Below are 23734 nucleotides of genomic sequence, written 5' to 3' on the forward strand. Positions count from 1 at the left end.
CGTCGCGCCGAGTGGAGAGGGTTTTCGCGGGAAGAGAGGCGCTGACTGTCTGAGCGAAGCGACAGCGCAGCGAGTTTCAGCGCCGCCCGCGAAAAGCCTCGGAGCGAGGGAAACCCCGGCCCGCATAGCGGGCCGGGGTCGCGGCAGTCGGGCGTGTTTCTTGGATACTTCTTTGCACGAGCAAAGAAGCCCGTTTTTGATCAACAACGGGCGCGGTGCGCTGGCGAGACAGCGCATGGCAGGCGGCGGCCCGAAGCCACCGTAAACACCGGATGCCGAACCAGAGCCAGCCACAACAAGACAGGCGGCCCGGCAACGGGAAATCAGGGTTCGGCGCGTGGGGCGGATGAGGCGCGGGTGTCGTCGAACCAGAGCCAGGCGACGGCGATGGTCAGCAGCGCGACGACCGGCAGCATGGCCAGGTTCAGGCCGTCCCAGCCCAGTGGTCGCAGCAGTGCGCCAGCCAGCAGCGAGCCGGCCGTGACCAGCGTGAAGATGGTCAGGTCGTTCACACCCTGGACCTTGCCCTTCTCGGTGGCGGTATGCGTGGTCGTCAGCAGCGTACTGCCGCCAATGAACAGGAAGTTCCAGCCGACCCCCAGCAGGAACAGCGCCAGCCAGAAATGCCCCAGCGTCTCCCCGTGCGCGGCAACCGCCACGCTGAACAGCACCAGCGCATTGCCGAGCGCCAGGATGCGTGTGATCCCAAGGCGGGTGATCAGGTGGCCGGTCACAAACGAAGGCGCGAACATCCCCAGCACGTGCCACTGCATCACCAGTGCGACCTGACCCATGTCGAAGTCCGCCTGGCGCATGGCCAGCGGGGTCGCCGTCATCAGCAGCACCATGACCGCATAGCCCAGCGCGGCCGCGGTCAGGGCCACAAGGAAGCGACCCTGCGGCAGGATCTCGGCCATCGGCCGGGCGGGCCCGCGTTCCTCTGGCGGCGGCGCCGGCACGCGCAGCCAGGCCAGCAGCGCCATCGCCAGCAGGGCCAGGGCGCCGAGGACCAGGTAGGGTCCGGCCTCCGGCGTGTCCGGCAGCAGGGCCTGGGCATGGTGGGCGTTCCACGGGCCGAGGAAGGCGGCCACGACCCCGCCGGCCATCACCAGTGAGATCGCTCGCGGGCGAAAGGCGGGGCTGGCCACGTCGGCGGCGGCAAAGCGGTAGTACATCGCGAACGCCTGGTAGGCCCCCAGCAGCAGGTTGCCGAGCACGAACAGCCAGAAGGCCTCCGCGAAGACCCCGGCCGCCGCCAGTGCGGCGCCACCGACCCCGCCCACGCTGGTGCCCAGCAGGAAGCCGGTGCGCCGCCCGAAGCGCTTCATGAACAGCGAGGCGGGCAGGGTGGTGACCAGGGTCCCGACCATCATCGCGGCGACCGGCAGGGTGGCCAGGGCCGGGTCCGTGGCCAGGCGCTCCCCGACCACCCCGCTCAGCGTCATCACGGTGACCGCGGCGATCAGGAACAGGGCCTGGGCCGTGGCCAGCAGCAGGACATTCACGCGTTCGCGCGGGGTGATCGAAGAGGGCACGGGATTCCTTTCCACGGGAGTGGCGACGTACTCAGGTGCGGGGGCGAAAATCGAGCACGGCGGAGTTGATGCAGTAGCGCAGCCCGGTCGGGGGTGGGCCATCGGGGAAGACGTGCCCCAGGTGCGAGTCGCAGCCCGCGCAGCGGACCTCGGTGCGTTCCATGCCCAGCGAGCGGTCGCGGTACTCGCTCACGGCGTCGGGCGCGGCCGGGGCCGTATAGCTGGGCCATCCGGAGCCGGAATCGAACTTGGTGGTGGAGTCGAACAGCGCGGTACCGCAGGCTACGCAGTGATAGACGCCATCCGCCTTGTGGTCGTGATAGGCCCCGGTGAATGGGCGCTCGGTCCCGCCTTCGCGGGCGATGCGGTACTGCTCGGGTGTCAGGCGTGCGCGCAGGTCGTCGTCGGGATGATCTGGGTTATTCATTGCAGCCTCCGGGTGGTGCTATGGTGCGTACAAACCGAGAATGACCGGGATCGTAGCACTGCCCGGAGGGTCTCGACTGGATACGATGGACCGCTGGAGGTGGTCGTGAGTTGCCCGGATTGCGAACGTATCGATCTCCTGCCGGCGGAATCCGGCACCCTGTATCTCGCGCCGGTTCTGGCGCATACCCGCGCAGTCTTGCGCAGCCGCATGGTGGAGGAACAACTCCCCTGCAGCGAACCCGTCTCCGGCATTCTTGCAATGCCGGTAGACAATAACGGGGGGCTGGGTGACACCCTGGTGCGTCTGGAGCAGGCCTTGAGTGGTGCGGAACAGTCCGGTTGTCGGGCGACCTTCGTCCCGGGCGACGAGACCTTCAGCCTCGCCCATCTGCAGGACACCCACCTGCTGTCCACGCTGATCGCTCGCCACAACGCCCGCGATCTGGCGGCGATCCTCGCGAACGACTCGCTGGACTTTCATTTCCAGCCGATCGTGCACGCCGCCCAGCCCGAAGAGGTGTTCGCCTACGAGGCGCTGGTGCGTGCCCGCACGCCCGCCGGCGACGTGATCCCGCCGAATGAGTTGTTCAAGACGGCGCGGGCGGCCGAGCTGCTGTTCCATCTCGACCGCTCGGCGCGGATCAACGCAATTCGCCGCGCCACCGAACGCGGGATCGGGAGTCGGCTGTTCATCAACTTCAACCCCACGGCGATCTACGACCCGGCGTTCTGTCTGGAGACGACGGTGCGCGAGATCCTGTCGCGTCCGGACGGGGATGGTCCGAGCGGTTTCGTGTTCGAGGTGATCGAGAGCGACTACGTGACCGATGTCGATCACCTCTCGCGCATCGTCGATCGCTATCGCCGTGCCGGTTTCCAGGTGGCACTCGACGATCTCGGCGCGGGTTATGCCTCGCTGAACATGCTTTCGCAGCTGCGCCCGGACTACGTGAAGATCGACCGCCAGCTGGTCAGTGGCATCGACGGTGATATCTATCAGCAGAAGATTCTCGGCAAGATCACCGAACTGGCGCGCGAGCTCGAGATCCAGACCGTCGCCGAGGGCATCGAGACGGTGGAGGAGTGGCGCTGGCTCAAGGACCAGGTCGACTACTGCCAGGGGTACCTGTTCGCCCGTCCGGCCGCCGAGCCGCCCATGCCCGTGCATCCGGAGGCCTGAACCGTGGTTTCTCTGGGGCGGTGCACATCCGACCCGTGTCTCCCTTAGACTCAAGGGTATGAACCAGCTTCCGCCCGATGCCCGAAACCCGACGCTGGAGTCCGCCTTCCAGCTTCTTCGTGATGCCGAGGTGCGCTATCAAGGCCGTACGGTGGGGACCGTCGCCAGCCTGGATGCCCGCGCGCCTGCGGACAACTACGCGGACTGCTTTATCCGCGATTTCGTGCCCTCCGGGCTCGTCTACCTGCTGAACGACGAGCCCGAGGTGGTGCGCGACTTCCTGTCGCTGATCCTGCAAATCCGCGATACCCAGGAAGAAATCGAGGGTCACCGCCGTCTGCCGCGCGTGATGCCGGCGAGCTTTCGCGTGTTCACCGACGAGAACGGTCGCGAGGGGCTGGCGGCCGATTTCGGCGATCGCGCGATCGGCCGCGTGGCCCCGGTGGATTCGATGATGTGGTGGGTGCTGCTGCTGCGCGCCTATCAGAACCGCACCGGAGATCACGACTTCATCAAAAGCCAGGATGTGCAGCGCGGCATCCGGTTGATCCTCAGTATCTGTCTGCAGGACCGCTTCGAGGTCTTCCCGACCCTGCTGGTGCCGGACGGCAGCTTCATGATCGACCGGCGCATGGGCGTGTTCGGCCACCCGCTGGAGATTCAGGCGCTGTTCTACGGCATGCTGAAGGCCTCCTTGGCGATGCTGGAACCCTGCGATACCGACTCCGAGCAGCTCTGCGAGCAGTCCGCGATCCGTACCCGGCAACTGTCCGATTACATCCGCCACTACTACTGGCTGGATCTCGAGCGACTGAACCACATCCACCGCTACCGTACCGAGCACTTCGGCCACGAGTCGGAGAATGCGCTGAACATCTATCCCGAGAGCATCCCTGACTGGCTGGTGGACTGGCTGCCCTCGGAGAGCGGGTATCTGGTCGGCAACCTGGGGCCGGGGCGGATGGATTTTCGCTTCTTCAGCTTCGGCAATCTGCTGGCGGTTCTGTTCGGGCTGGCCGACGAGCGCCAGTCGCGCTCGATCATGCAGACCTTCGAGCAGCGCTTCGAGGACCTGATCGGGACCATGCCGGTGAAGATCTGCTACCCGGCGATGAGCGGCGAGGAATGGCGCCTGCTGACCGGCTCCGACCCCAAGAACACGCCATGGTCCTACCACAATGGTGGCAACTGGCCGGCGTTGCTGTGGGCGTTTACCGGTGCCGCGCTGCGGGTCGGGCGCCCGGATCTCGCGCGCAGCGTGCATGCAGTGGCGGCCGAACGGCTGCATCGCGACGACTGGCCGGAGTATTACGACGGCCGTCACGGCCGGTTGATCGGTCGGCGCGCCAACTATCAGCAGACCTGGTCGGCTACCGCCGTCCTGGTTTCACAGGCCCTGCTCGACAACCCCGAGACCATGAGCCTGTTCGACAGCCCCGAACCCGAATTGCCATGAGGCATATGCGTCCATGAAAAAGACCCAGAGCAAGGCCCGTGATGGGGAGGGCCTGTACCTCGTCCTGATCAGTGTCCACGGCTTGATGCGGGGGCGGGATCTGGAGCTGGGGCGCGACGCCGACACCGGTGGGCAGACGCTGTACGTAGTCGAGCTGGCGCGCGCGCTGGCGCGACACCCGCAGGTGGGGCGGGTCGATCTGCTCACACGGCGCATTGTCGACAGCCGGGTCGCGGACGACTACGCCGAACGCGAGGAGCCACTCGGCGACGGCGCCTTTATTGTGCGTCTGGATTGCGGACCCAAACGCTACCTGCGCAAGGAAAAGCTCTGGCCCTATCTCGACTGCTTCGCCGACAACGCCCTCGGGCATATCCGCGAGGTGGGGCTGCGCCCGGACGTGATTCACGGGCACTACGCCGATGCCGGGCATGTGGCGGTGCGCCTGTCCAACCTGCTGGGCGCGCCGATGCTCCAGACCGGGCATTCCCTGGGTCGGGTCAAGCGCGAGCGTCTGCGCGAGGGCGGGATGTCCGACGACGACATCGAGTCGCGCTATAACATCGCCACCCGCATCCACGCCGAGGAAGAGGCCCTGGCCCATTCCCATCGGGTGATTGCCAGCACTCGCCAGGAGATCGGCGAGCAGTACGCGACCTACGACAACTACCAGCCCGAACGCATGGAGGTGATCCCGCCCGGGACCGACCTCGAACGCTTCTACCCGCCCAAACGCGGCCAGCGCAAGCCGCCGATCTGGCCCGAGATCCGGCGGTTTCTGCAAAAGCCGGATCGCCCGCTGATCATGGCGCTCTCCAGGGCCGACGAGCGCAAGAACATCCGCGCCCTGGTCGAGGCCTACGCCGGCAACGAGTGGCTGCGCGAGAACGCCAATCTGGTGATCGTGGCCGGTAATCGCGATGACATCCGCGACCTCGACAAGGGTGCGCGCGACGTACTGAAGGACCTGCTGCTGCGCATCGACCGCCACGACCTCTACGGCCACGTGGCCTACCCGAAGCACCACAGCCCCGAGGACGTGCCGGACCTCTACCGCCTGGTCGCGTCCAGCAAGGGGGTGTTCGTCAATCCAGCGCTGACCGAGCCGTTTGGCCTGACCCTGATCGAGGCCGCGGCCAGCGGGGCCCCGATCGTCGCCACCAATGACGGGGGGCCCGAAGAGATCATCTCGCGCTGCCACAACGGGTTGCTGGTCGACCCGCTGGACCCGGAAGGGATCGCCGATGCGATCCAGGGCATCCTCGCGGACCGCCCGCGCTGGCAGCGCTATTCGCGTGCGGGCCTGAAGGGCGTGCGCCAGCACTACTCCTGGGACGGACATGCCGAGAAGTACGTGAGGCTGGTCAAGGCGCTCAGCAAGGAGGTGCGCCAGACACGGCGCGAACAGCGCTCGACCTCCGGTCGGCTGGCCAAGGCCGACCGTGCCGTGATCACGGACATCGACAACACCCTGCTGGGCAACGACAAGGCCACGCGGGCCTTTGTCGCCTGGCTCAAGCGCCACCGCAAGCAGGTGGTATTCGGTGTGGCCACGGGCCGGCGGCTGGATTCCGCCGCGGCCGTGCTGGAAGAGCACGGGGTGCCCGCGCCGGACGTCTGGATTACCTCGGTGGGCAGCGAGATCCACTACGGGGCGGAGCGGACCGAGGATCGCGGCTGGGCACGGCACATCAGCCACCGCTGGGAGCCCGACCGCCTGCGCGAGTGCCTGCTGAAGGTGCCCGGGCTGGAGCTGCAGCCCAAGGAGGACCAGCGGGCGTTCAAGGTGAGCTTTTTCGTCGATCCTCCGGGGGAGCTGGATGCCGAGAGCATCGAGACCCGCCTGTACCGCGAAGACCTGCACGCCCGCGTGATCTACTCGCACAAGCGTTATCTGGATCTGCTCCCGGTGCGCGCCTCCAAGGGGCTCGCGGTGCGCTACCTGTCCGACAAGTGGGGCATCCCGCTCGAACATGTGCTGGTGGCCGGGGACTCCGGTAACGACGAGGATATGCTGCGCGGGCGGCTGCTCGGGGTCGTGGTCGGGAATCACCAGCCGGAGCTGGAAGGGCTGCGCGGATTCCAGCGCATCTTCTTTGCTGACGCGACCTATGCGCGCGGTATCCTCGAGGGCATCGAGCACTTCGATCTGCCCAACCGCTGCGACATCCCGGCCGACGAATAGCCCCGGTCCTCCGGGGCAGGTCTCAGATCCAGTAGGCGGTGCGTGTCATCACGGTCGAGGTGAGCGGCATCAGCACGTTGCGTACCGGCCAGGGGGGTGGCTTGCCGCCCAGCGCCATCGCATGCGCCCCGTGTTCCACCTCGTCCTGCTTCATCTGCTCGAGGATACGGGCGGAGGTCTCGTCGCTCTTCGGCAAGCGCTCCAGGTGGCGGTCCAGGTGGCGCTCGACCTGACGCTCGGTCTCGTCGACAAAGCCCAGGCTCCAGGCATCCCCCGCCAGGCCCGCCACGGCGCCGAGCCCGAATGATCCGATGTACCAGAACGGCCCCAGCAGGCTGGTGTGGCCGCCCAGTTCGTGCACACGCTGCGCGCACCAGTGCAGGTGGTCGCCTTCCTCGCGTGAGGCCTGGTCCAGGTGCTCGCGGATCTGTGGATTGCGCGCGGTCAGCATCTGCCCCTGGTACAGACCCTGGGCGGCAAGCTCGCCGGCATGGTTGACCCGCATCAGGCGCGTCGACAGCTGGCGGTCTTCCTCTTCCAGGTGCGGCCAGTCGTCGCCCCCGGGCGACGGACGGCCGGTGGAGCGGGCGTGGCCGGCCACGACCTTGACGAAGGCATCGGCCTGGCCGATCAGGTGATCCAGGGGGCTGAGTTTGCGCATGGTGGTGCCTGTTTCGCAGGGAATGGTTCCAGGGAAACACTGATCAGTGTTTCCCTAGCGTAACGCAAGCGATTGCGGCCGTCAGGTCCGGGAGGGGCCGGAGCCGAGCCGACTGGCGAGAAAGCGGGCCGGCGAGAGGATTGGCGGGCCCCCGCAGTCGTCCGCCAGGGCACGCAGGTGGACGCTGCAACCGACGTTTGCGCTCACGATCACATCCGGGGCATCGGCGGTCAGCGCATCCAGCGTGGCCGCGCCCAGCCCGTCGGACATCTCCGGAAGCGCAAGCATCGCGGTGCCACCCGCACCACAGCAGTTCGGGGCACCGGACACGTCCGTCAGGGTGACGCCTGGCAGCCGTTGCAGCAGTGCGGTCAGATCGCGGGTCTCGTGCGTCACGTTGCGCAGGGTGCAGGGCAGGTGCAGCGCGACGCGTACCGGGCTGTCGCGCCAGGTCGGAGGCGCGGGTTCGGCCTCGATGTGGTCGCTCAGGAACCGGGTCAGGCTCATGCTGCGCTCCCCCTGACTGCCCTCGGGAGTTTCCCGCAGCGTGGCCTCGCAACCGCTGTCCAGCGCGATCACGGGCATCTCGCCGGCCAGGGCCTCTGCGTTTCGCTGTTGCAGGGCGCGCGCGGCCTGTGGCCGCCCACCATGCTGTTCCAGTGCCCCGCAGCAAACCTGGTCGCGCGGTACCGCGACCCGGAACCCCAGCGCGTTCAGTACGGCGAGCGCGGCCTCCAGGTCCGGTCCGGTAAAGAAACGATCCATGCAACCGGTAAACAGCAGGGCATCCGCGTGTTCCGGGGCCACGGTGTCCGCCAGTCGCGGCGCCGGGGCGAGCGAGGCACGGGTATGGTCCAGGGTGCGCCACAACCGCTGTCCGGGGCGCAGCCAGCGCTGCACCCCGGTCTTCTGGGCGATGCGGGCGGCCATGCCACCGAGGGCGCGCAGTGACTCGTGGCGCAGAGCCGAGGCCTGCAGGGACTGGCGCCAACGGGCGGTGGCGGGGCGGTCCTCCTGCGGGTTTTCCTCCAGGATCTCGTGTGCGCGATCCATCAATGCGCCGAACGGTACGCGTGCCGGGCAGACGGCCTCGCAGCTGCGGCAACCGAGACAACCCTCCAGGTGTTCGCGCAGGCGGGGCGCCTGCGGCTCCAGTCGGCCCTGGGCCAGCCCCTGCATCAGGGTCAGGCGCCCGCGCGGAGAGTCCCCTTCGACTCGGTGCCAGGCATAGGTGGGGCAGTGCGGCAGGCACAGCCCGCAGTGGACGCACTGGTCAGCCGCGGAAAGACCCTGAAACCGGGGCGGTTGGTCCGACGCACCGAGGGGCTTTGCTAGGGTTTCGTCCCCATTACTCTGTCCCGGGAGAGGTTTCATGCTGCGTTTTGCCCACCCTGTTCGTTCCTCGCTTGCCCTGTTCATGCTGGTGAGCATACCAGCCCTGCCCGCCATCGCCTGGGATGCCGAGGGCTGGGAGACCAGTATCGAGCTCGGGGCATCCAAGACCACAGGGAACACCGAGTCGACTACGGCCAATGCCCGCTTCCGCTCGCAGCACACGGCGGAAGAATGGCGCAATCGGCTGCGCCTGGACGGGTACTACCACGAGGAAGACGACGACACGACCGGGCAGCGCTATGTCGGCAGTTACCAGCTGGATCGCAAGTTGGGCGAACACGATTACCTGTTCGGTGCTGCACGCTACGAGCGTGACCGGTTCAGCAGTTATGTGTACCAGAGCTCGCTGACTGGCGGTTACGGTCGCCGGCTGGTGGATCGCGAGACCGTCAAGCTGGACGCCGAAGTGGGTGGCGGTATGCGGCAGTACAAGCAGCGCATCGAGGGCAGCACCGAACGCGAACCCGTGGCACGCTTTGGCGGCAACTTTCGCTGGGACTTCTCCGAGAATGCGCGCCTGACCGACGAACTCCTGATCCTTTATGGTTCGGACAACACCGAGATTGAAAACATCCTCTCGCTCACCGCAGACATGACCAGCCGGCTGGCACTGCGCACCAGCTTCACGGTCAAGCACAACACCGATGTCGAGCCGGGTACCGAGAATACCGACACCATTACCGACGTGAGTCTGGTCTATCGCTTCCAGTAACCGGATCTTTCGCACCCCGCGCTATGATGCGCTGATCGAATGACGGAGCACACGATGGGCTACTACGAACGCCACATCTTCTTCTGCACCAATTGCCGCGAAGACGGCAACTGCTGCGAGGACCACGGGGCGACCGAGATGCGCGCCTACGCGAAGGATCGCGCCAAGGCGATGGGGATCCACGGCAAGGGGCAGGTGCGGGTCAATACCGCCGGCTGCCTGGACCGTTGCAACGAAGGCCCGATCGCCGTCGTGTATCCCGAGGGTGTCTGGTACACCTATCACGACGAGCACGATATCGACGAGATCCTCGAGGAGCACCTGAAGAACGGACGGGTGGTGGAGCGCCTGCAGATCTGACCCGCTTCGCGCATCTACTTGACTTTGGGCGGGCAGCTCCGGAGAATTCGCAACCCGCGTGGCTACGTAGCTCAGCTGGTTAGAGCACATCACTCATAATGATGGGGTCCCCTGTTCGAATCAGGGCGTAGCCACCACCGTCTTCCGAAAGGGGCTGCTTCTGCAGCCCCTTTTTTGTTCTGGGGGCCTGCGCCGGTTTGTTGCTGGTCTTTCAGGGCTCGGCTAGACTGCGCCCCGGCCGTCCCGGCTCATTGGGACCAACATCGGACGAACTCCATGAAACGTTACGGAATCCGCATCCGCCTGCCGGAAGGCAGCACCATGGCCATGCCGCACCTGCTGGGGCCCGACTGGGAGTCCTATCGCTGGTATGACAGCGAGCAGGCGCGCGAAAAGGCCCTGGCCGACATGCAGCGTGATCTGCCGAATTACCGCAAGGGTGATCATGTCTCCCAGGTGCTCGAGCGCGTCGAGCGCGACGGCTGAGTTTTCCAGGACGATGCTTCCCCGTGTCGTCCGTCTTTAGTATGACGACCCGCCGGCCCGTCGAACGCTTCTGCATCGCGTGATACTCCGCCATACGTGGCCGGTCGGCCCGTGCCTCCTGTCTGGTTGAAACCCCGCCCTTGCCATGCTTTAGTGCGAGGCGCAAGGAACCAGCGCTCATTTTTGGCGATTCATACAGGAGTACAGGCATGTCCACGTCCAACCCCAGCGATACCACGCCGGAGAACCCGCCCGAGGATGCGGACAACGTCCTGACTGAAGGGGTCGTGGCGCCACCGTCGCGGCCGCGCATGGCCATGCCGGCCGCGGGTGCCAGTCGCGCGTCGATGCGCACCACCCAGGATCGCGCAGAACCGCACTACTTTACCGAGCGCGACCTCGACCGGATCCTCGAAAATCTCGATCACCTGCGCAGCACGGTATTCCCGCGACTGACCAAGGGGAGCGCCGCCGACGAACACAAGCAGCAGTGCTTCCCGTCCGTGTGCCTGATCGGTGTTGGCCGGTGCGGCTCCAACGTCGCCCTCGATGTGGCGGCGCTGGTTCACAGCGCGCGCTCGGAATACATGCGCGAGCTGGACAACGAAGAAAATGGTGGCCGCGAGAAGGAGATGCGGCCGCTGCGCTGGATTCGCAAGAGCCTGAACCTGCCGCCGTCCAATGCGGTGAAGCCGGTATTCCTGATCGAGCCGATGGTGATGCTGGGCGATCTCGACAAGGACATCGAGGGGCGCATCCGCTTCTCCAGTCGTGCAGGGCAGGACAACTTCATCGATAACTACAACAAGATGAAGATTATGGACCTGTCCGAGGTGCATGCCGGCGGGGCCGGTAACGCGCCGATCCTGGGCCAGTACCTGGCGCGCATCATCCTGAACAAGGACACCGATCAGTTCTCCAACGAGGACTGGAAGTTCATCCACTCCTATCTGATCGATTCCTGCGGGATCAAGGCCAACCAGTCGCGGCTGTACTTCTACATCTTCAGCGCCGGCGGCGGTACGGGCTCCGGCATGGCCTCGGAATTCGGGCTGGCGCAACAGTACTCCTACATGCGCAAGACCTTCGACCCGAAGCTGGAAAAGCGCGACAAGGCCAACCGCGACCACTCGTTCGTGTTCGAGCCGATCTTTGCCGCCGGTATCTGCATCCTGCCGAACATCCAGGACAACCGAGTGGAGATGTCCGAGGCGCTGCACATCAATGCCGGGCGCCTGCTGTGCAAGTATCTCGCGGAGGAATGGGATTTCTCCTACAACTTCGAGGCCGAGGAGACCCGCGACGAGGACATGATGCATCGCATCCGCCCCTGGAACGCGATGATGCTGATCTCCAACGACATCATGCGCTACGCGGAGGAGACCGACGACGGCAATATCCGCAACGTCGATGTCAACGCCATGGAGAAGTACGCCAACCAGTACATCTCCCAGCAGATCTTCAACATCCTGACCGCGCAGGCGGTCACCACGGACTACGATGAAGACTACTTCCGCCGTGCGGGGGTCGACATCGGCGAGACGATCCGCCTGGATGCGAACGATCTCTTCATGAGCCTGGCGGGGCCGGTGGCCGTGGCCTACGCGGAGTCCGAGGTGGCGACCGGCGAGCAGGCCCCGGTCGGGCAGGGTTCGCTGGATATCGATGACCTGTTCTATCGCTCCATCGATCTGCCGCATTTCAACAAGCAGACCGAGGCGATCGAGGGCATCAGCCTGCTGCCGATCGATGCCCCGCGCTACCGCGAGTCCTTGAAGAAGTACAAGGAGTCGAGCATGGACGCGGTCCATCTGCGCGACCTGCACTTCTTCAAGAACTGCTCGTCTATCGTCACGATCCTGTCGCTGCCCAAGGACTACAAGCTGTCCTACATGGACCTGAACCGGCTGAAGACGCACCTGAACGGGCTGTTCCCGAACACCACGCTCAAGCGCTACGCCCTGGTCATCGGGGCCTCGGCCAACCTGTCGCTGACCACCCTGGTGGTGAAGAGCCCCTGCCTGTCGGACGACTTCCTGACCCTGTTCGTTGCCTACATCAAGCGCTGCTTCGCCAATGACAAGACCCGCTTCGATGACACCCTCGACCATGCGGTTCTGGACCTGATCCGGGCCGAGGAATTCGACGAACAGCGCGTGGACGACATGCTCAACGAGTTCGAGAACCCGACGCGCATCCTTGATACCAATTGGTACGCGATCAAACCGATGTACGAGAAAAAATATCGCGAGATGTGCAGCGACGAGCAGAGCTTCGTCTCGATCAATGACATCCGGCTGAGTCGAGAGAACGTCAAGCAGGCGATTCGCTATCTGCGCGAAATCTACCGCCACCGCACCAGCAAGACGCAGATCATCAGCCTGAACGACGGCAAGACCGGTACGACTGCGACCAAGCGCCGGACCAGCAGCAAGAAGTAAGAATGTTGGGGCTGCCCCTGAGGCGTCAGGGGCAGAGCGCTCGTCAAGGCAGGGCCAGGGGCTCCATCAGGTAGCACAGGCAATCCTGTGCGATTACCCGTGAATCCAGCGTCAACATCGACGGCATCGCCGCGCGCTTGAGCTGGATCTCGTCGCCATGCGTCTCCAGATATTGAGCGGTCACCTCGCTTCCGTCCTCGGCAATCGCGACCAGCGGGCTGTCGACCTCGGGGCGGATATGCACCAGTGTCGAGCGGGCCGGGAGCAACTGGAAGTTCAGGCGGTCCAGGTCGGGTTCGAGCCGGACATCGTGCTGGGCGTCCAGCCCGGCCTGCAGCCCGGGTCGTACGCGCACCTGGGCCACGGTGTGGAAGATCTCGATATCGCCGGCGCGTGGCGGATGCTCCGGAAAGTGATCCAGGTGCAGCACCGCGTCCAGCATCTCGAAGGCGTGCTGGATGCCTGACCCGTCATTCGGCGGGCCACATTCCAGCGTGACCGAGGGGGCGATACGCGCCAGGGCCATCGAGGCGACGCCGCGCGGGCGCGTGAAGTAAACCACTGTGCGCCCGAACAGCGCCGCCAGGTTCATGAAGGCCGGGTCCAGGCGGTTGATGCAGGCGTAATGTGGGTTGCGCCCGGTGTTGTTGTGCAAATCGACCGCGGCGAACAGTCCGCGCTGTTCCAGGCGGCGACAGACCTCGGCGAAGCGCTCGGCCTCCGGCGATCCCGCCTGCTCGGTACCGGGCCAGATGCGATTGAAGTCCGGTTGCTCGTCGAGATGGCGCTGGCTGACGGCCGCGGCGCGCGGGTTGCCGATGATCAGCGTCAGTGCCCGTGGCAGGGGCTTCCCGGTGTAGTGTCGCAGCAGCTGCTGGACCGCCTGCAGGCCCACGGGCTCGTTGCCGTGCAGCAGAAGGACGACCGCGACCGCCGGGCTGCGTTGCCCCTCCAGGTGGATCAGTGTGGGCTCCGGTACGCACTCGTGCAGGTTCTGCGGGGTGGCGTCGAGAAAGCCATCAGGCAGTTCGTGGAGTTCGGGCAGGTCTTGGGTCATGGGTCGAATCAGAGTCCCCAGGTGTGGACCGGCGAGCCGGTGTTTTGCCAGCCGCGATAGGCGCGCACGAGGCCGGACCAGTCCCGACCATGACGCTCGACCCAGTCGCGCTGCCACTGGGTCCCGGTCTGCCGCGTGGCCGTGCGCGCCGCGATAATTCCGAGCAGGCTGTTGGCCTCGGCGGGGTCCACGCCCAGACGCTCGAGTCCCGCGGCGGCCCGCGGCAGCAGGTGCCGCCGAATCAGCCGGGGGGCCGGCTCCGGCTCCGCGTGTCCCCAGCGCAGTCTGGCATCCAGCCCGTAGCGCGCGGCATTGTAGAAGTTGTCGCGTGCCTCCGAGAAGGGTGTGCCCAGCGTGCCGTCGGGCGATTCGTGGATCAGGTGTTCGGTCAGTCCCATCGCGAACGCCGTGTTCGCCAGCATGTCGATCAGCGTGGGCCCGGCCGGCAGACAGCGGAACTCCAGCCGCAGGTTGCGGTGGCCGCGGTCGTCGACGCCCACGATGGGGCGCGTCCAGCGCCAGATCGTCCCGTTGTGCAGGGCCAGATGGCGCAGCTCCCGCGACGGGGCATCGAGCCTGGCCGGCAACAGCACCGGAAAGTGCTCCAGATTCTCGGTAAAGAGTTCGCCGATCGAGTGATGCAGGTACCCCGTGCCAAAGGTCACGCGCCGGATCGGGCCGCGCGCGCTGTCGGCAAAGCCACCCACCTCGACCGATTGTTCGAACACCGGGATGCGGCTCTCGCACCACAGATCATGGCCGAACACAAACGGGGTATTGCCGGCTGCGGCCAGTACCGGGGCGCTGGCCACCAGGCTGGCGTTGTAGGCGCGGTGGGCGACTGCTGGACGGGTCTCCGTGTGGACCTGGAACGAGGTGGCCAGGGCCTCCAGCATCACGTCGCGGTGGGCGTGCTGCAGATGTTCGCGCCCGACGATGTCGAGCTTGAGCGGCCGTTGTGCACGTTGTTCCAGCACCGCCGTGTTCAGTGCGCGGTAGCGCGCCTGGGGCGACATGTGGTGCAGGCCGAGGTCCCCCGGCTGGATGGTTGGGAGCGTGCCGGCCATCAGCAGCTCGGCCTGATGGTGGCGTGCGGCGCGGCGTGCCTGGCGCAGGGTCTCGTTCAGCTCCGAGAGGATCGCCGCAAAGCATCCGGGGCCTACCTGGAAGACCGACGAATTGAGCTCGAGGTTGAACTGGGCGAGTTCCAGCGTGGCCAGGGGGCTGTCCATCGATTCGAGGACCCCCTGGTTGACCGGCAGGGGGCGTCCGGCCGCATCGCAAAGCCAGGCCTCGATCTCGAACCCGAGTCGTGGCGGGACTTCGGGGCCATCCGTCTGCTGTTCCAGCCATTCGTGCAGCAGCGCCGTCTCGCGACCCAGGGCGGCGCGAAAACGCTCGTAGTCCTGTGCGTTGAAGTGCTCGTCGGCGATCTCCTGGCCCAAAGTCAGTCCTCGTCCGGCGCGTCGTCGTAGAGGCTTTCCAGGAGATCACCCCAGACCTGTTCGTGCTGTTCGAGGAAGGTCAGCAGGGCCTTGCGAAAGGCCAGGTAGTCGGCCTCGAAGGCCGCGAAATCCTCGCCTCCGTTCAGCAGCTTCGCCGCCCGGTCGGTCTGCTGCAGGCTGTCGCGCAGGTTGAGCGCGGCCGCCATCGCCCCCTTCACGCGTTCGCGCTCGTGCGGAATCCAGGCGCGGTCGGACAACAGCGACCGCAGGTTCTCGCCCAGCTCCAGCAGGCGCTTGCGCAGGCGGGGTACTGCCCCGATCGTCCCGGTCTTCAGGTCGCCCCAGACGGCATCCGTGATCAGACGCGACCAGCGCTCGCGCAGGTCACGGGTGGTCTCCGGGTCGAATGCAAAGGAGGCTTCCAGTTGTTGCGGATCGAAGGGCATTGGGTATCCTGAGGCTGGGGATTCGGGACGCAGGCCACAAAGAGAAGGGCCTGGACCGGAATAGCGCTGCGTGGGGTAGCGTCCTACAAGGTACAAGAACAAGCAAGGCCGCACGTACGGCCCTGCGGATGGAGGAAATACAACATGGCGACCTGGTTCGCACAGAGGCGGTTGCGCCAGAAGGTCTGTGACCTTCGACCGCAAATGTACCGCATGGCCTTTGCCTGGTGTCACGACGCCGCTTTGGCCGACGACCTGGTGCAGGAAGCGATGATGAAGGCCCTGACCCGGCTGAAATCGCTGCAGGACGAGAGCGCCCTGAAGGCCTGGGTGTTCCGCATTATGACCAACTGCTACCGGGACTGGGGACGGCGGCAGAAGGATACGGTGGACGTGGACAGCATGGAGCTGCCCTGCGAGGACTGTCCGGAGATGCAGACCGAACGCAACCGGATGGTGTCGGATGTCCACCGTGCGATGGCGCAGTTGAGCGCGGATCACCGACAGGTGGTGTCGCTCGTGGACCTGGAGGGGTTCGCATACGCAGAGGTCTCGGAGGTGCTGGATGTGCCGATCGGGACCGTAATGAGCCGCCTGAGCCGGGCTCGGGCGCAACTGAAAAAGGTGCTGTTGGAACAGCAGGCCGACCAGGGGCAAGCGGCTGATGGACCCCATCTTCAGGTAGTGAGGAATCGGCATGGCTGAACACCGTCTCAATGCGCAGGATCGCCCCAGCGAGGAGATTCTCAATGCGTTCGTCGATGGCGAATTCTCGCCCGAGGATCGCCTCAATACACTGAAGCTGATCTCCTCCAGCGAGCGCCTGAGCCGAGAGGTCTGCGATATGCACCAGCTCAAGGAGCTGGTGGGCATGGCCTACGAGGACCTTCCCACGGCCCAGTCAGGCGGCGGACGCTGTCGTATCTCCCGATCATCACGTACCCACTGGTTCCCGTCGATGGCGGCCGGGGTGGTGGCGCTCGTGCTGGGGTCCCTGGCGGGTTACGAGATTACGCGCGACGCCGGATTCCTCGGGAGTGGCGAACCAACCGCCTGGATCGGTGGTGATGCCGGCGAGACGGCGCTGATTGCCGGTAGCGATCAGGCCGATGGTTCCGCGCCACAGGTCGTCGCGGCGACCGAGACTGACCAGATCCTGCTGCATATCAACGAGGCCGACCCGAAATCCATGGCCGAGCTGCTGGACGACATCGAGGCGATGTACCGCGACGCGGCGGCCGATGGTCGCGAGCTGAACGTGCAGGTCGTGGTGCACAACAACGCGATGGATTTCCTGCGCACGGACCGGGCTCCGTATCCCGAGCGGGTTGCGGCGCTCAGCCAGGAGTATGCGAGCCTGCGTTTCACGGCCTGCACCCAGACCCTCGATCGCCTGGCCCGCGAGGAGGGCGGCACGGTGGACATCCTCCCACAGGCCGAACGGATCGATTCCGGCGTGGCCGAGGCCGCGCGCCGTCAGGCCGAAGGCTGGATCTACATCAAGGTATGATCGCGCCAGTCGCAGGTCATCCCGAGGGTTCGGCCTGGCGATGAACCCCCTCTCGTTTCTCGCGCGCCCCGGCTGGTTCCTGGCCGGGGCGCTTTTCGTACTGTCGCTGGGGGTCACCTGGGCCCTGTTCTCGTTCGAGCGAGACGGCGGCGAGACCGCTGATGCCGACGACACACTGCAGGTGGTCTATCACATCAATGCCGATGATCCGGCTCTGCACCTCAATGCCCTGCGCAACCTGCAGAACCATATCGACGGCAGTGCGGTGGATCGTCTGGAGATCAAGGTCGTGATGCACGGTGGCGGGGTCAGTCTGCTGCAGCACGCCAAGGACGACCCCGACCTTCGCAGTACTGTGGACACCCTGAAGATGCAGGATGTGCGGTTCCTCGTCTGCGGCAACACCCTGGACAAGCGCGGGATCGAGCTGGACGATCTGCATGATGCCGAGCCCAAGGACCGTGTGTCCTCGGGCATTGGCGAGCTGACGCGGCTGCAGCGCGCGGGCTACACCTACATCAAGCCGTGATCCCGACTTCGGTCGATGTCCGCCTCCAGCGTCGCGAGGCGTTCGGGGGTGCCGATGTCGCGCCAATCCCCCCTGTAGCGCTCTCCGCTCACCCGCCCGCCGCCGATGGCCTCGCGCAATAAGGGTCCCAGCGGGCGGCGCCCTTCGGGCAGGCCCGCGAACAGCGCGGGGTGATACCAGCCGATGCCGCTGAAGGTCAGCGGCGTGCCGGTATCCAGCGATACCCGCCCGCCGGACAGTCGAAAGTCGCCCTGCGGATGGTGCGGCGGGTTGTCCACCAGCACCAGGTGCGCAAGCGGGCCGCTTTCCGCGAGCGGCTGTTGGGCGGGAGGGTGGAGCGGGTGCTCACACCAGACGTCGCCATTGACCACCAGAAACGGCCCGTCGCCCAGCAGCGGCAGGGCCTGGCGGATGCCCCCCGCGGTTTCCAGCGCCCCCTCCGGTTCCTCGGAGTACAACAGTCGCGTGCCTGCGTACTCGGCCCCCAGCGCCTCGCGGATCTGTGCGCCCAGGTGTGCGGTGTTGATCACCACCGTGCGGTAGCCGGCCCGGGCCAGGCGTTCCAGGGTGTAGGCGATCAGCGGGCGTCCGGCGACCGGGAGCAGTGGCTTCGGGCAATGGTCGGTCAGCGGGCGCATGCGCTCGCCGCGTCCGGCGGCCAGGATCATCGCGCGCATCAGGCGTGCTCCCTGGCCGCATGGGCAGCGAACCAGCGGGCGACCGGCCCCAGTTCGGGGTGGCGCAGGCCCTGTTCCAGCAGTCGGTGCAGGCGCGGCAGGTGCTCCAGATAGCGGGGCTTGCCGTCGCGTTCGGCCAGGCGCACGAAGATGCCCAGGATCTTCACCGTGCGCTGCACGCCCAGCACGTGATAGTGCGCCATGAACGACGCGCGGGGCATGTCCGCGTTCGCCAGGTAGTGTTCGAGCCCGCGGGCGACCGTTTCGGCCGAGACCTCGCGGCGAGCGTCTTCCAGCAGCGAGACCACGTCATAGGCGGGACTGCCGATCACCGCATCCTGAAAGTCCAGCAGCGCGCAGGCCTGCTCGTCGCCGGGAGGCAGCATCAGATTGTCGACATGGAAATCGCGTAGCACCAGGGTGTCCGGGAGACCTGGCAGGGCCTCCAGCACCTGGTGCCAGGCGGCGTCGAACTCCGCACGCATGGCCTCCGGCATGGCGTGACCCCGCAGCCGTGGCCAGTACCAGTCCGCGTACAGGGCCGTCTCTGCCAGCAGACGCTCGCGGTCATAGGGGGGGGCGTGATCAGCGCGGCCTTGCTCGGGCCAGCGCCGATGCAGCGTGGCCAGCGTATCCAGGGCGCGCTGGTACAGCGGCCATTCGTTCGCCCCCTCGGCCAGGGCCCGGGTGAAGGTGCGGTCCCCCAGGTCCTCCAGTAGCACAAAGCCCGAGTCGGGCTCGTGTTCCAGTACCCGGGGTGGTCGCAGCCCCAGACCCTCCAGCAGCCGGGCGATTCGTACGAAGGGCTCGGTTGCCTCGCGTTCGGGCGGGGCGTCCATGATCACGACCGACACCCCGTCCCGACGGGCTCGGAAATAGCGGCGAAAGCTCGCATCCGCCCGCAGCAGGCGCAGGTCCTCGAACGCCCCGGGCAGGGTGTCCAGCCAGTGCTGCAAGGACTGGGCGCGGGCGTCTGGCGTACTCATGCCGAAGGTTCCATGGCGATGCGGGTCCCCGGTACGCGGACCACCTGCGTATCGAATCGCCCATCCGGGTGCAGATCCAGAATGCGGTAGCCGGCGTCCAGGGCCGCATCCACGGCGAACTCTTCGGAGCCCGGCGTGAACTGCACGCAGGTCGACGGGCTTCCGAGGAACTCGATCGCACCCCGCCGGGCCCGGAAGTCCTGGTGGATGTGACCAAACAGGCAGGCGCGCACCTGCGGATGGCGGTCGAGCACCGCGAACAGCGCGTCCGGATCCAGCAGCCCCAGGCGATCCATCCAGGCGCTGCCGATGGCCACTGGCGGATGGTGCAGGGCGACGACGGTGGGGCGGTCCGGGTCGGCCGACAGGCTTTTCTCCAGGCGCTCGCACTCTGACGTGTCCAGACGCCCGGCCGCCTCGCCGGGTGTGCTGGAATCCAGGCCGATCAGCTTCCAGGGCCCCAGCATTCTCTCGCCATGGACTTGACAGGTCTCGGGCTCCAGGGCGGTGCGCAGGGTCTGGCAATCGTCGTGGTTGCCGGCGAGTGCGAGCATCGGTTCGCGCCGGCTGCCCAGCAGTCGCGCCAGCCGAGCATAGGTCGCCGGTTCCGGATCCTCGGCCAGATCGCCGCTCAGGAGCAGGGCATCCGCCGCCGGCTCCCGGGGCAGGGCGCCGAGGATTCGTTCCAGCTGGGTGTCGCTGTCCGGATAGCCGGCCCGGATCGGCCCGGGCACGCGGCCCAGGTGGGTGTCACTGATCTGGATCAGGCGCTGCGTGGTGCTCATGGTGTGCATGGGTTCCCATGAAGTCCTGCGATTGTTGCGCGGCGTTTGCCGTCCGCGTGGGGAAGTGCCCTATACTGGATCGGGTGTACCTGTCGTCGTGCCGGGTCCGTTCCGACATGGGGTCGGAAGGCGGTCCGGCGAGGGGCCGATATGAGCCAAGAAGCCGAAACTATCCTGGAGTCCGGGTATCGTCCGTCCGAGGACGAACCCTACATGAATCCGCGTCAGCTGGACTACTTTCGCGCCAAGCTCGAGGCCTGGCGTGCGGAACTGATCGAGGAGTCCGAGCAGACGCTCGAGCACCTGCGCACCGAGAGCTGGCAGGAACCGGACCCCAACGACCGCGCGACTCACGAGGCCGATGCCGGGCTGGAGCTGCGCACGCGCGATCGCTACCGCAAGCTGCTGAACAAGATCGATGCGGCCCTGGCGCGTATTGATCTGGGCGAGTACGGCTACTGCGAGGAGACCGGCGAACCGATCGGTATCGCTCGCCTGGAGGCTCGTCCGATCGCGACCCTGAGCGTGGCGGCCCAGGAGGCCCATGAACGCAACGAGGCGCGCTTCGGTCAGTAGGCAGGGGCGCGACCGCGCCTGAAGCGAACGCAGGGCACACACATGGCGGACTGGTTTCTGGCGCAGGAGCCGATCATTCGGGTCGGCATCCTGCTGTCCGTTCTGGCGATCATGGCGACCTGGGAGATCCTGGGGCCGCGACGTCCCCTGTCGGTGGGCAAGGCCTATCGCTGGTCGAATAACTGGGGCGTGGTGATTACCGGCACGCTGCTGACCCGGTTCCTGTTCCCGGCGGGGCTGGTGGGCCTGGGGCTGTTCGTCGAGACCCAGGGCTGGGGGCTGCTGCAGATGCTGGACCTGCCCTTCTGGCTGGTCGTGCTGATCGCGGTCGTGGTCCTCGATTTCGCGATCTGGGCCCAGCACGTGATGTTTCATGCCGTCCCGTCGCTGTGGCGGCTGCACCGCATGCACCATGCGGATCTCGACTTCGACGTGACCACCGGCCTGCGCTTCCACCCGCTGGAAATTGTGCTGTCGTTCGGTATCAAGGCCATGGTGGTGGTCGCAATCGGCGCCCCGGCACTGGCGGTGCTGATCTTCGAGGTGATCCTCAGCTCGCTGGCCCTGTTCAACCACTCCAACGTGCGCATGCCGGCCGCGGTGGACCGGGTGCTGCGCTGGTTCATCGTCACGCCGGACTTCCACCGCGTCCACCATTCCTGGTATCCGCACGAGACCAACTCGAACTTCGGATTCAACCTCTCGCTCTGGGACCGGATCATGGGGACCTACCGCGCGCAGCCGCAGGACGGGCATGACGGGATGACGATTGGGCTGAACCAGTTCCGCGACCCCGCCTGGGAGCGGCTCGATCGCATGCTGGTCCAGCCATTCGTCGGGCCCGCCGACAGCTATCCGATCAATCGCCGCCCAGAGACCGAGGGGGATTCGCGGGAGGAGGTCACCCGCCGCCGGCGCTGATGGCGCGGTTGCGGCGGGCGGCCGGGGTCAGGGCTGGAGCCGTTTCGTGTAGACCCGGGAGTTTCGCGCCTGGTTGTAGTGCGCGCGCCGCTCGGGCGGCAGATCGTCGACCTTTCCGGTCGTGTAGCCGCGCTCCTGGAACCACTGCGCGGTGCGGGTCGTCAGCACGAACAGCTGCCGTGCGCCCTGTTCCCGCGCCAGTGACTCCATGGCCGCCAGCAGGCGGTCGCCCCGTCCGCTGCCGCGATAGTCGGCGTGCAGAGCCAGGCAGGCGATCTCCGCCGCTTGTTCGCCAAACGGATACAGCGCGGCGGTGCCGATGATCAGACCGTCGACATCCAGCACCTGGAAGCGCTCGATTTCCAGCTCCAGGTGCTCGCGTGCACGATGGACCAGGATGCCCTCGGCCTCCAGAGGCTGCAGCAGGGCATGGATACCGCCGACATCGTCGATCGTTGCCTGACGCAGCCGCTCCAGCGGTTCGCGCGAGACCAGCGTGCCGATCCCCTGGCGGGTGAACAGCTCGATCAGCAGCCCGCCATCGTCATGGCGGTCCACCAGGTGGACGCGCATCTCGCGCTGGCGGCAGGCATCGATCGCGCTCTTGAGGTGATTGGCCAGCTCCTCCGGCAGATCGTCCGATTCCGCCAGGAGCCGTTCCGCGGCGGGCACGGTCAGCTGGCCCAGGACCCCGTGTTGTGGATCGCGCAGGACCCCCGCCTCGGTCAGGAAGATCAGCTTGTCCGCGTTCAGGGCGATCGCGACCTGGGTTGCCACGTCCTCGCCGGAGAGGTTGAACACCTCGCCGGTGGGCGAGTACCCCAGCGGCGAAACCAGCGCCACCTGTTCCCGGTCCAGCAGGTTGCGCAGGGCCTCGGTATCGACCCCGCGCACCTCGCCGGTGTAGTGAAAGTCCACGCCGCCACGCACGCCAAGCGGGCGCGCGGTGACGAAATTGCCGCTGGCCACGCGCAGCCGTGCATTGCCGGTGCCCGGCTGCCCCAGGCTGCGCGACAGCAGGCCCTCGATCTGCAGGCGCAGCCGGCCGACTGCATCCAGTACCGCCTCCAGCGCCGGCGCGTCGGTGACTCGCAGGCCCTCCGCGTACTGCGGCGTCAGGCCGCGCTCGGCCAGTCGGGCCTCGATCTGGGGGCGCACGCCATAGACCAGCACCACACGCACACCGAGCGCGTGCAGTTTGGCGATATCGCGCATCAGCTCCGGGAATTCCGGTGCCAGCGCAGCCTCGCCGGCCAGGGCGATGACCATGGTTCGACCCCGGTGCGCGGCGATATACGGCACCGCCCCGCGGAACCAGTCGAGTTCCGAGGGGTGCGGGGCGGCCCGGGTTTCACTGGGTGCGCCGGGCGTGGCACTGGCGGTGGCGGGAGGGTTCACGGGCGTGTCCGCGCGCGGATGGGCTTGTCGGACAGTGTAGGGAAAGCGCGCGGTGGGCGCATCAGTGTGAGATCTGGGCTATTTCTTGCCCAGTGCGCGCGGGAGATCGTCGATCCGGTCGCCGGCGCTGACATCGTTTTCCGCGAACCAGCCCGCGTTGACCTCCAGCGCATAGAGCACGTCGCGTTTGGCTTCGTGCAGGGTGGTGGTCTGTGGCTCCATGGTCTCGATGTTGGTGATGCGGTAGTCGGTGTCGATAAACGCGACGTCCAGCGGGATGTAGGTGTTGCGCATCCACATCGCGTAGCGCGCCGGTCGATCCCAGACGAACAGCATCCCCTGGTCGTCGGCCAGTTCCTCGCGGTGCATCAGGCCCTGCCGGCGGGCGGGCTCGTCGGCGGCGATCTCCACGCTAAGCGTCCGCTCGCCGACCGTGAGCTCGGTGACGGGCAGGCCGGACTCGGCCTGGGTCGCGCCCCACAGCAGCAGGACCCCCAGCAAAGCCGCGCCCGCCACGAGGGCGGGCGCGATACGCGAGACTGCACGCATGCCGTCCGTTGCCGG

At 66.5% G+C, this 23734-nt stretch carries 24 protein-coding genes and 1 tRNA gene; 13 read left to right on the forward strand and 12 right to left on the reverse strand.

The window, feature by feature from the left end; all coding sequences use genetic code 11:
- Positions 1 to 323 precede the first annotated feature (323 nt).
- Complete coding sequence (locus F468_RS0109830) at positions 324 to 1535, reverse strand: MFS transporter (RefSeq protein ID WP_018995057.1); 1212 nt, start codon at positions 1533 to 1535, stop codon at positions 324 to 326.
- 31 nt (positions 1536 to 1566) lie between these two features.
- On the reverse strand, positions 1567 to 1962 hold the full coding sequence (gene msrB, locus F468_RS0109835; RefSeq protein ID WP_018995058.1) for a peptide-methionine (R)-S-oxide reductase MsrB: 396 nt from the start codon (positions 1960 to 1962) through the stop codon (positions 1567 to 1569).
- 105 nt (positions 1963 to 2067) lie between these two features.
- Here msrB and F468_RS0109840 point away from each other — a divergent pair, with 105 nt between their 5' ends.
- Genes F468_RS0109840 through F468_RS0109850 form a run of 3 tightly spaced genes read left to right on the forward strand, consistent with a single transcriptional unit; the run spans position 2068 to position 6785 of the window.
- Positions 2068 to 3144 (forward strand): EAL domain-containing protein, encoded by a 1077-nt coding sequence (locus tag F468_RS0109840; protein WP_018138902.1) that lies wholly within the window; start codon positions 2068 to 2070, stop codon positions 3142 to 3144.
- A 58-nt stretch (positions 3145 to 3202) separates the two neighbouring features.
- Positions 3203 to 4600 carry a glycoside hydrolase 100 family protein gene (locus F468_RS0109845; protein WP_018995059.1) on the forward strand — a complete coding sequence of 466 codons (1398 nt, stop codon included), beginning with the start codon at positions 3203 to 3205 and terminating at the stop codon, positions 4598 to 4600.
- A 13-nt stretch (positions 4601 to 4613) separates the two neighbouring features.
- Positions 4614 to 6785 carry an HAD-IIB family hydrolase gene (locus F468_RS0109850; protein ID WP_018995060.1) on the forward strand — a complete coding sequence of 724 codons (2172 nt, stop codon included), beginning with the start codon at positions 4614 to 4616 and terminating at the stop codon, positions 6783 to 6785.
- A 22-nt stretch (positions 6786 to 6807) separates the two neighbouring features.
- Here F468_RS0109850 and coq7 read toward each other — a convergent pair whose 3' ends face one another.
- Together coq7 and F468_RS0109860 are read right to left on the reverse strand one after the other, a co-directional pair.
- Complete coding sequence (gene coq7 / locus F468_RS0109855) at positions 6808 to 7446, reverse strand: 2-polyprenyl-3-methyl-6-methoxy-1,4-benzoquinone monooxygenase (RefSeq protein WP_018995061.1); 639 nt, start codon at positions 7444 to 7446, stop codon at positions 6808 to 6810.
- A gap of 81 nt (positions 7447 to 7527) precedes the next feature.
- Positions 7528 to 8820 (reverse strand): (Fe-S)-binding protein, encoded by a 1293-nt coding sequence (locus F468_RS0109860; protein WP_081616975.1) that lies wholly within the window; start codon positions 8818 to 8820, stop codon positions 7528 to 7530.
- Here F468_RS0109860 and F468_RS0109865 point away from each other — a divergent pair.
- The 5 genes from F468_RS0109865 (at position 8819) to F468_RS0109885 (ending at position 12840) form a co-directional block, all read left to right on the forward strand.
- Positions 8819 to 9553, forward strand: a complete 735-nt coding sequence (locus F468_RS0109865) for a YdiY family protein (protein ID WP_018138907.1) — start codon at positions 8819 to 8821, stop codon at positions 9551 to 9553. The two genes, F468_RS0109860 and F468_RS0109865, sit on opposite strands and share 2 nt — an antisense overlap.
- Before the next feature lie 54 nt (positions 9554 to 9607).
- A complete protein-coding gene (locus F468_RS0109870; RefSeq protein WP_018138908.1) occupies positions 9608 to 9913 on the forward strand; it encodes a ferredoxin in 306 nt (101 codons plus the stop codon).
- Between the two features lie 60 nt (positions 9914 to 9973).
- Positions 9974 to 10050, forward strand: a tRNA-Met gene (locus F468_RS0109875).
- A gap of 139 nt (positions 10051 to 10189) precedes the next feature.
- Positions 10190 to 10399, forward strand: coding sequence for a hypothetical protein (locus F468_RS0109880; protein ID WP_018138909.1), 210 nt, complete (start codon positions 10190 to 10192; stop codon positions 10397 to 10399).
- 209 nt (positions 10400 to 10608) lie between these two features.
- Positions 10609 to 12840: a hypothetical protein gene (locus tag F468_RS0109885; RefSeq protein WP_018993212.1), complete on the forward strand. Its 2232-nt coding sequence runs from the start codon at positions 10609 to 10611 to the stop codon at positions 12838 to 12840.
- Between the two features lie 43 nt (positions 12841 to 12883).
- On the opposite strand, the gene F468_RS0109890 is transcribed toward F468_RS0109885, so the two are convergent.
- Genes F468_RS0109890 through F468_RS0109900 form a run of 3 tightly spaced genes read right to left on the reverse strand, consistent with a single transcriptional unit; the run spans position 12884 to position 15788 of the window.
- Positions 12884 to 13897, reverse strand: coding sequence for a M14 family metallopeptidase (locus F468_RS0109890; protein WP_018995062.1), 1014 nt, complete (start codon positions 13895 to 13897; stop codon positions 12884 to 12886).
- Between the two features lie 8 nt (positions 13898 to 13905).
- Positions 13906 to 15342 carry a glutamate--cysteine ligase GCS2 gene (locus F468_RS0109895; protein ID WP_018138912.1) on the reverse strand — a complete coding sequence of 479 codons (1437 nt, stop codon included), beginning with the start codon at positions 15340 to 15342 and terminating at the stop codon, positions 13906 to 13908.
- A 2-nt stretch (positions 15343 to 15344) separates the two neighbouring features.
- Complete coding sequence (locus F468_RS0109900) at positions 15345 to 15788, reverse strand: hypothetical protein (RefSeq protein ID WP_012983666.1); 444 nt, start codon at positions 15786 to 15788, stop codon at positions 15345 to 15347.
- Positions 15789 to 15932: 144 nt separating this feature from the next.
- Here F468_RS0109900 and F468_RS0109905 point away from each other — a divergent pair, with 144 nt between their 5' ends.
- From F468_RS0109905 to F468_RS0109915, 3 genes are read left to right on the forward strand one after another with little or no spacing between them, the layout of a single operon-like run.
- Positions 15933 to 16493: an RNA polymerase sigma factor gene (locus tag F468_RS0109905; RefSeq protein WP_012983665.1), complete on the forward strand. Its 561-nt coding sequence runs from the start codon at positions 15933 to 15935 to the stop codon at positions 16491 to 16493.
- Positions 16486 to 17298, forward strand: coding sequence for a hypothetical protein (locus F468_RS0109910; protein WP_012983664.1), 813 nt, complete (start codon positions 16486 to 16488; stop codon positions 17296 to 17298). Before F468_RS0109905 ends, F468_RS0109910 begins: the two co-directional genes overlap by 8 nt.
- Positions 17299 to 17338: 40 nt before the next feature.
- The gene (locus F468_RS0109915) at positions 17339 to 17827 is read left to right on the forward strand and encodes a DsrE family protein (RefSeq protein WP_012983663.1); all 489 of its coding nucleotides are present in this window, start codon (positions 17339 to 17341) and stop codon (positions 17825 to 17827) included.
- Here F468_RS0109915 and murU read toward each other — a convergent pair.
- From murU to F468_RS0109930, 3 genes are read right to left on the reverse strand one after another with little or no spacing between them, the layout of a single operon-like run.
- The gene (gene murU / locus F468_RS0109920; RefSeq protein ID WP_012983662.1) at positions 17812 to 18504 is read right to left on the reverse strand and encodes an N-acetylmuramate alpha-1-phosphate uridylyltransferase MurU; all 693 of its coding nucleotides are present in this window, start codon (positions 18502 to 18504) and stop codon (positions 17812 to 17814) included. The genes F468_RS0109915 and murU overlap by 16 nt on opposite strands.
- Entirely contained in the window at positions 18504 to 19490 is a 987-nt protein-coding gene (locus F468_RS0109925; protein WP_018995063.1) for an aminoglycoside phosphotransferase family protein, read from the reverse strand. Before F468_RS0109925 ends, murU begins: the two co-directional genes overlap by 1 nt.
- On the reverse strand, positions 19487 to 20284 hold the full coding sequence (locus F468_RS0109930; protein WP_018995064.1) for a phosphodiesterase: 798 nt from the start codon (positions 20282 to 20284) through the stop codon (positions 19487 to 19489). The genes F468_RS0109925 and F468_RS0109930 overlap by 4 nt, the downstream gene beginning before the upstream one ends.
- 141 nt (positions 20285 to 20425) lie before the next feature.
- Here F468_RS0109930 and dksA point away from each other — a divergent pair, with 141 nt between their 5' ends.
- Both dksA and F468_RS0109940 read left to right on the forward strand, forming a co-directional pair.
- Positions 20426 to 20851, forward strand: coding sequence for an RNA polymerase-binding protein DksA (dksA, locus tag F468_RS0109935; protein ID WP_012983659.1), 426 nt, complete (start codon positions 20426 to 20428; stop codon positions 20849 to 20851).
- A gap of 42 nt (positions 20852 to 20893) precedes the next feature.
- Positions 20894 to 21772 carry a sterol desaturase family protein gene (locus F468_RS0109940; RefSeq protein ID WP_018995065.1) on the forward strand — a complete coding sequence of 293 codons (879 nt, stop codon included), beginning with the start codon at positions 20894 to 20896 and terminating at the stop codon, positions 21770 to 21772.
- Positions 21773 to 21799: 27 nt separating this feature from the next.
- On the opposite strand, the gene argA is transcribed toward F468_RS0109940, so the two are convergent.
- Both argA and F468_RS0109950 read right to left on the reverse strand, forming a co-directional pair.
- Positions 21800 to 23041, reverse strand: a complete 1242-nt coding sequence (argA, locus tag F468_RS0109945) for an amino-acid N-acetyltransferase (protein ID WP_018174902.1) — start codon at positions 23039 to 23041, stop codon at positions 21800 to 21802.
- A gap of 207 nt (positions 23042 to 23248) precedes the next feature.
- Complete coding sequence (locus tag F468_RS0109950) at positions 23249 to 23719, reverse strand: DUF192 domain-containing protein (protein ID WP_018174901.1); 471 nt, start codon at positions 23717 to 23719, stop codon at positions 23249 to 23251.
- Between the last annotated feature and the right edge of the window lie 15 nt (positions 23720 to 23734).

It is taken from the genome of Thioalkalivibrio sp. ALJ2 (assembly GCF_000378325.1).
In the GTDB taxonomy this organism is placed as follows: Bacteria; Pseudomonadota; Gammaproteobacteria; order Ectothiorhodospirales; family Ectothiorhodospiraceae; genus Thioalkalivibrio.

Bases quoted from the DNA above. Each gene is read 5' to 3' on its own strand.
- F468_RS0109885 (WP_018993212.1), top strand. From the start codon at position 10,609: ATGTCCACGTCCAACCCCAGCGATACCACGCCGGAGAACCCGCCCGAG.
- coq7 (WP_018995061.1), bottom strand. From the start codon at position 7,446: ATGCGCAAACTCAGCCCCCTGGATCACCTGATCGGCCAGGCCGATGCC.
- F468_RS0109905 (WP_012983665.1), top strand. From the start codon at position 15,933: ATGGCGACCTGGTTCGCACAGAGGCGGTTGCGCCAGAAGGTCTGTGAC.
- F468_RS0109890 (WP_018995062.1), bottom strand. From the start codon at position 13,897: ATGACCCAAGACCTGCCCGAACTCCACGAACTGCCTGATGGCTTTCTC.
- argA (WP_018174902.1), bottom strand. From the start codon at position 23,041: ATGGTCATCGCCCTGGCCGGCGAGGCTGCGCTGGCACCGGAATTCCCG.
- F468_RS0109870 (WP_018138908.1), top strand. From the start codon at position 9,608: ATGGGCTACTACGAACGCCACATCTTCTTCTGCACCAATTGCCGCGAA.
- F468_RS0109950 (WP_018174901.1), bottom strand. From the start codon at position 23,719: ATGCGTGCAGTCTCGCGTATCGCGCCCGCCCTCGTGGCGGGCGCGGCT.
- F468_RS0109860 (WP_081616975.1), bottom strand. From the start codon at position 8,820: ATGAAACCTCTCCCGGGACAGAGTAATGGGGACGAAACCCTAGCAAAG.
- F468_RS0109850 (WP_018995060.1), top strand. From the start codon at position 4,614: ATGAAAAAGACCCAGAGCAAGGCCCGTGATGGGGAGGGCCTGTACCTC.
- F468_RS0109940 (WP_018995065.1), top strand. From the start codon at position 20,894: ATGGCGGACTGGTTTCTGGCGCAGGAGCCGATCATTCGGGTCGGCATC.
- murU (WP_012983662.1), bottom strand. From the start codon at position 18,504: ATGCGCGCGATGATCCTGGCCGCCGGACGCGGCGAGCGCATGCGCCCG.
- F468_RS0109925 (WP_018995063.1), bottom strand. From the start codon at position 19,490: ATGAGTACGCCAGACGCCCGCGCCCAGTCCTTGCAGCACTGGCTGGAC.
- F468_RS0109910 (WP_012983664.1), top strand. From the start codon at position 16,486: ATGGCTGAACACCGTCTCAATGCGCAGGATCGCCCCAGCGAGGAGATT.
- F468_RS0109865 (WP_018138907.1), top strand. From the start codon at position 8,819: ATGCTGCGTTTTGCCCACCCTGTTCGTTCCTCGCTTGCCCTGTTCATG.
- F468_RS0109845 (WP_018995059.1), top strand. From the start codon at position 3,203: ATGAACCAGCTTCCGCCCGATGCCCGAAACCCGACGCTGGAGTCCGCC.
- F468_RS0109880 (WP_018138909.1), top strand. From the start codon at position 10,190: ATGAAACGTTACGGAATCCGCATCCGCCTGCCGGAAGGCAGCACCATG.
- F468_RS0109930 (WP_018995064.1), bottom strand. From the start codon at position 20,284: ATGCACACCATGAGCACCACGCAGCGCCTGATCCAGATCAGTGACACC.
- dksA (WP_012983659.1), top strand. From the start codon at position 20,426: ATGAGCCAAGAAGCCGAAACTATCCTGGAGTCCGGGTATCGTCCGTCC.
- F468_RS0109915 (WP_012983663.1), top strand. From the start codon at position 17,339: ATGAACCCCCTCTCGTTTCTCGCGCGCCCCGGCTGGTTCCTGGCCGGG.
- F468_RS0109900 (WP_012983666.1), bottom strand. From the start codon at position 15,788: ATGCCCTTCGATCCGCAACAACTGGAAGCCTCCTTTGCATTCGACCCG.
- msrB (WP_018995058.1), bottom strand. From the start codon at position 1,962: ATGAATAACCCAGATCATCCCGACGACGACCTGCGCGCACGCCTGACA.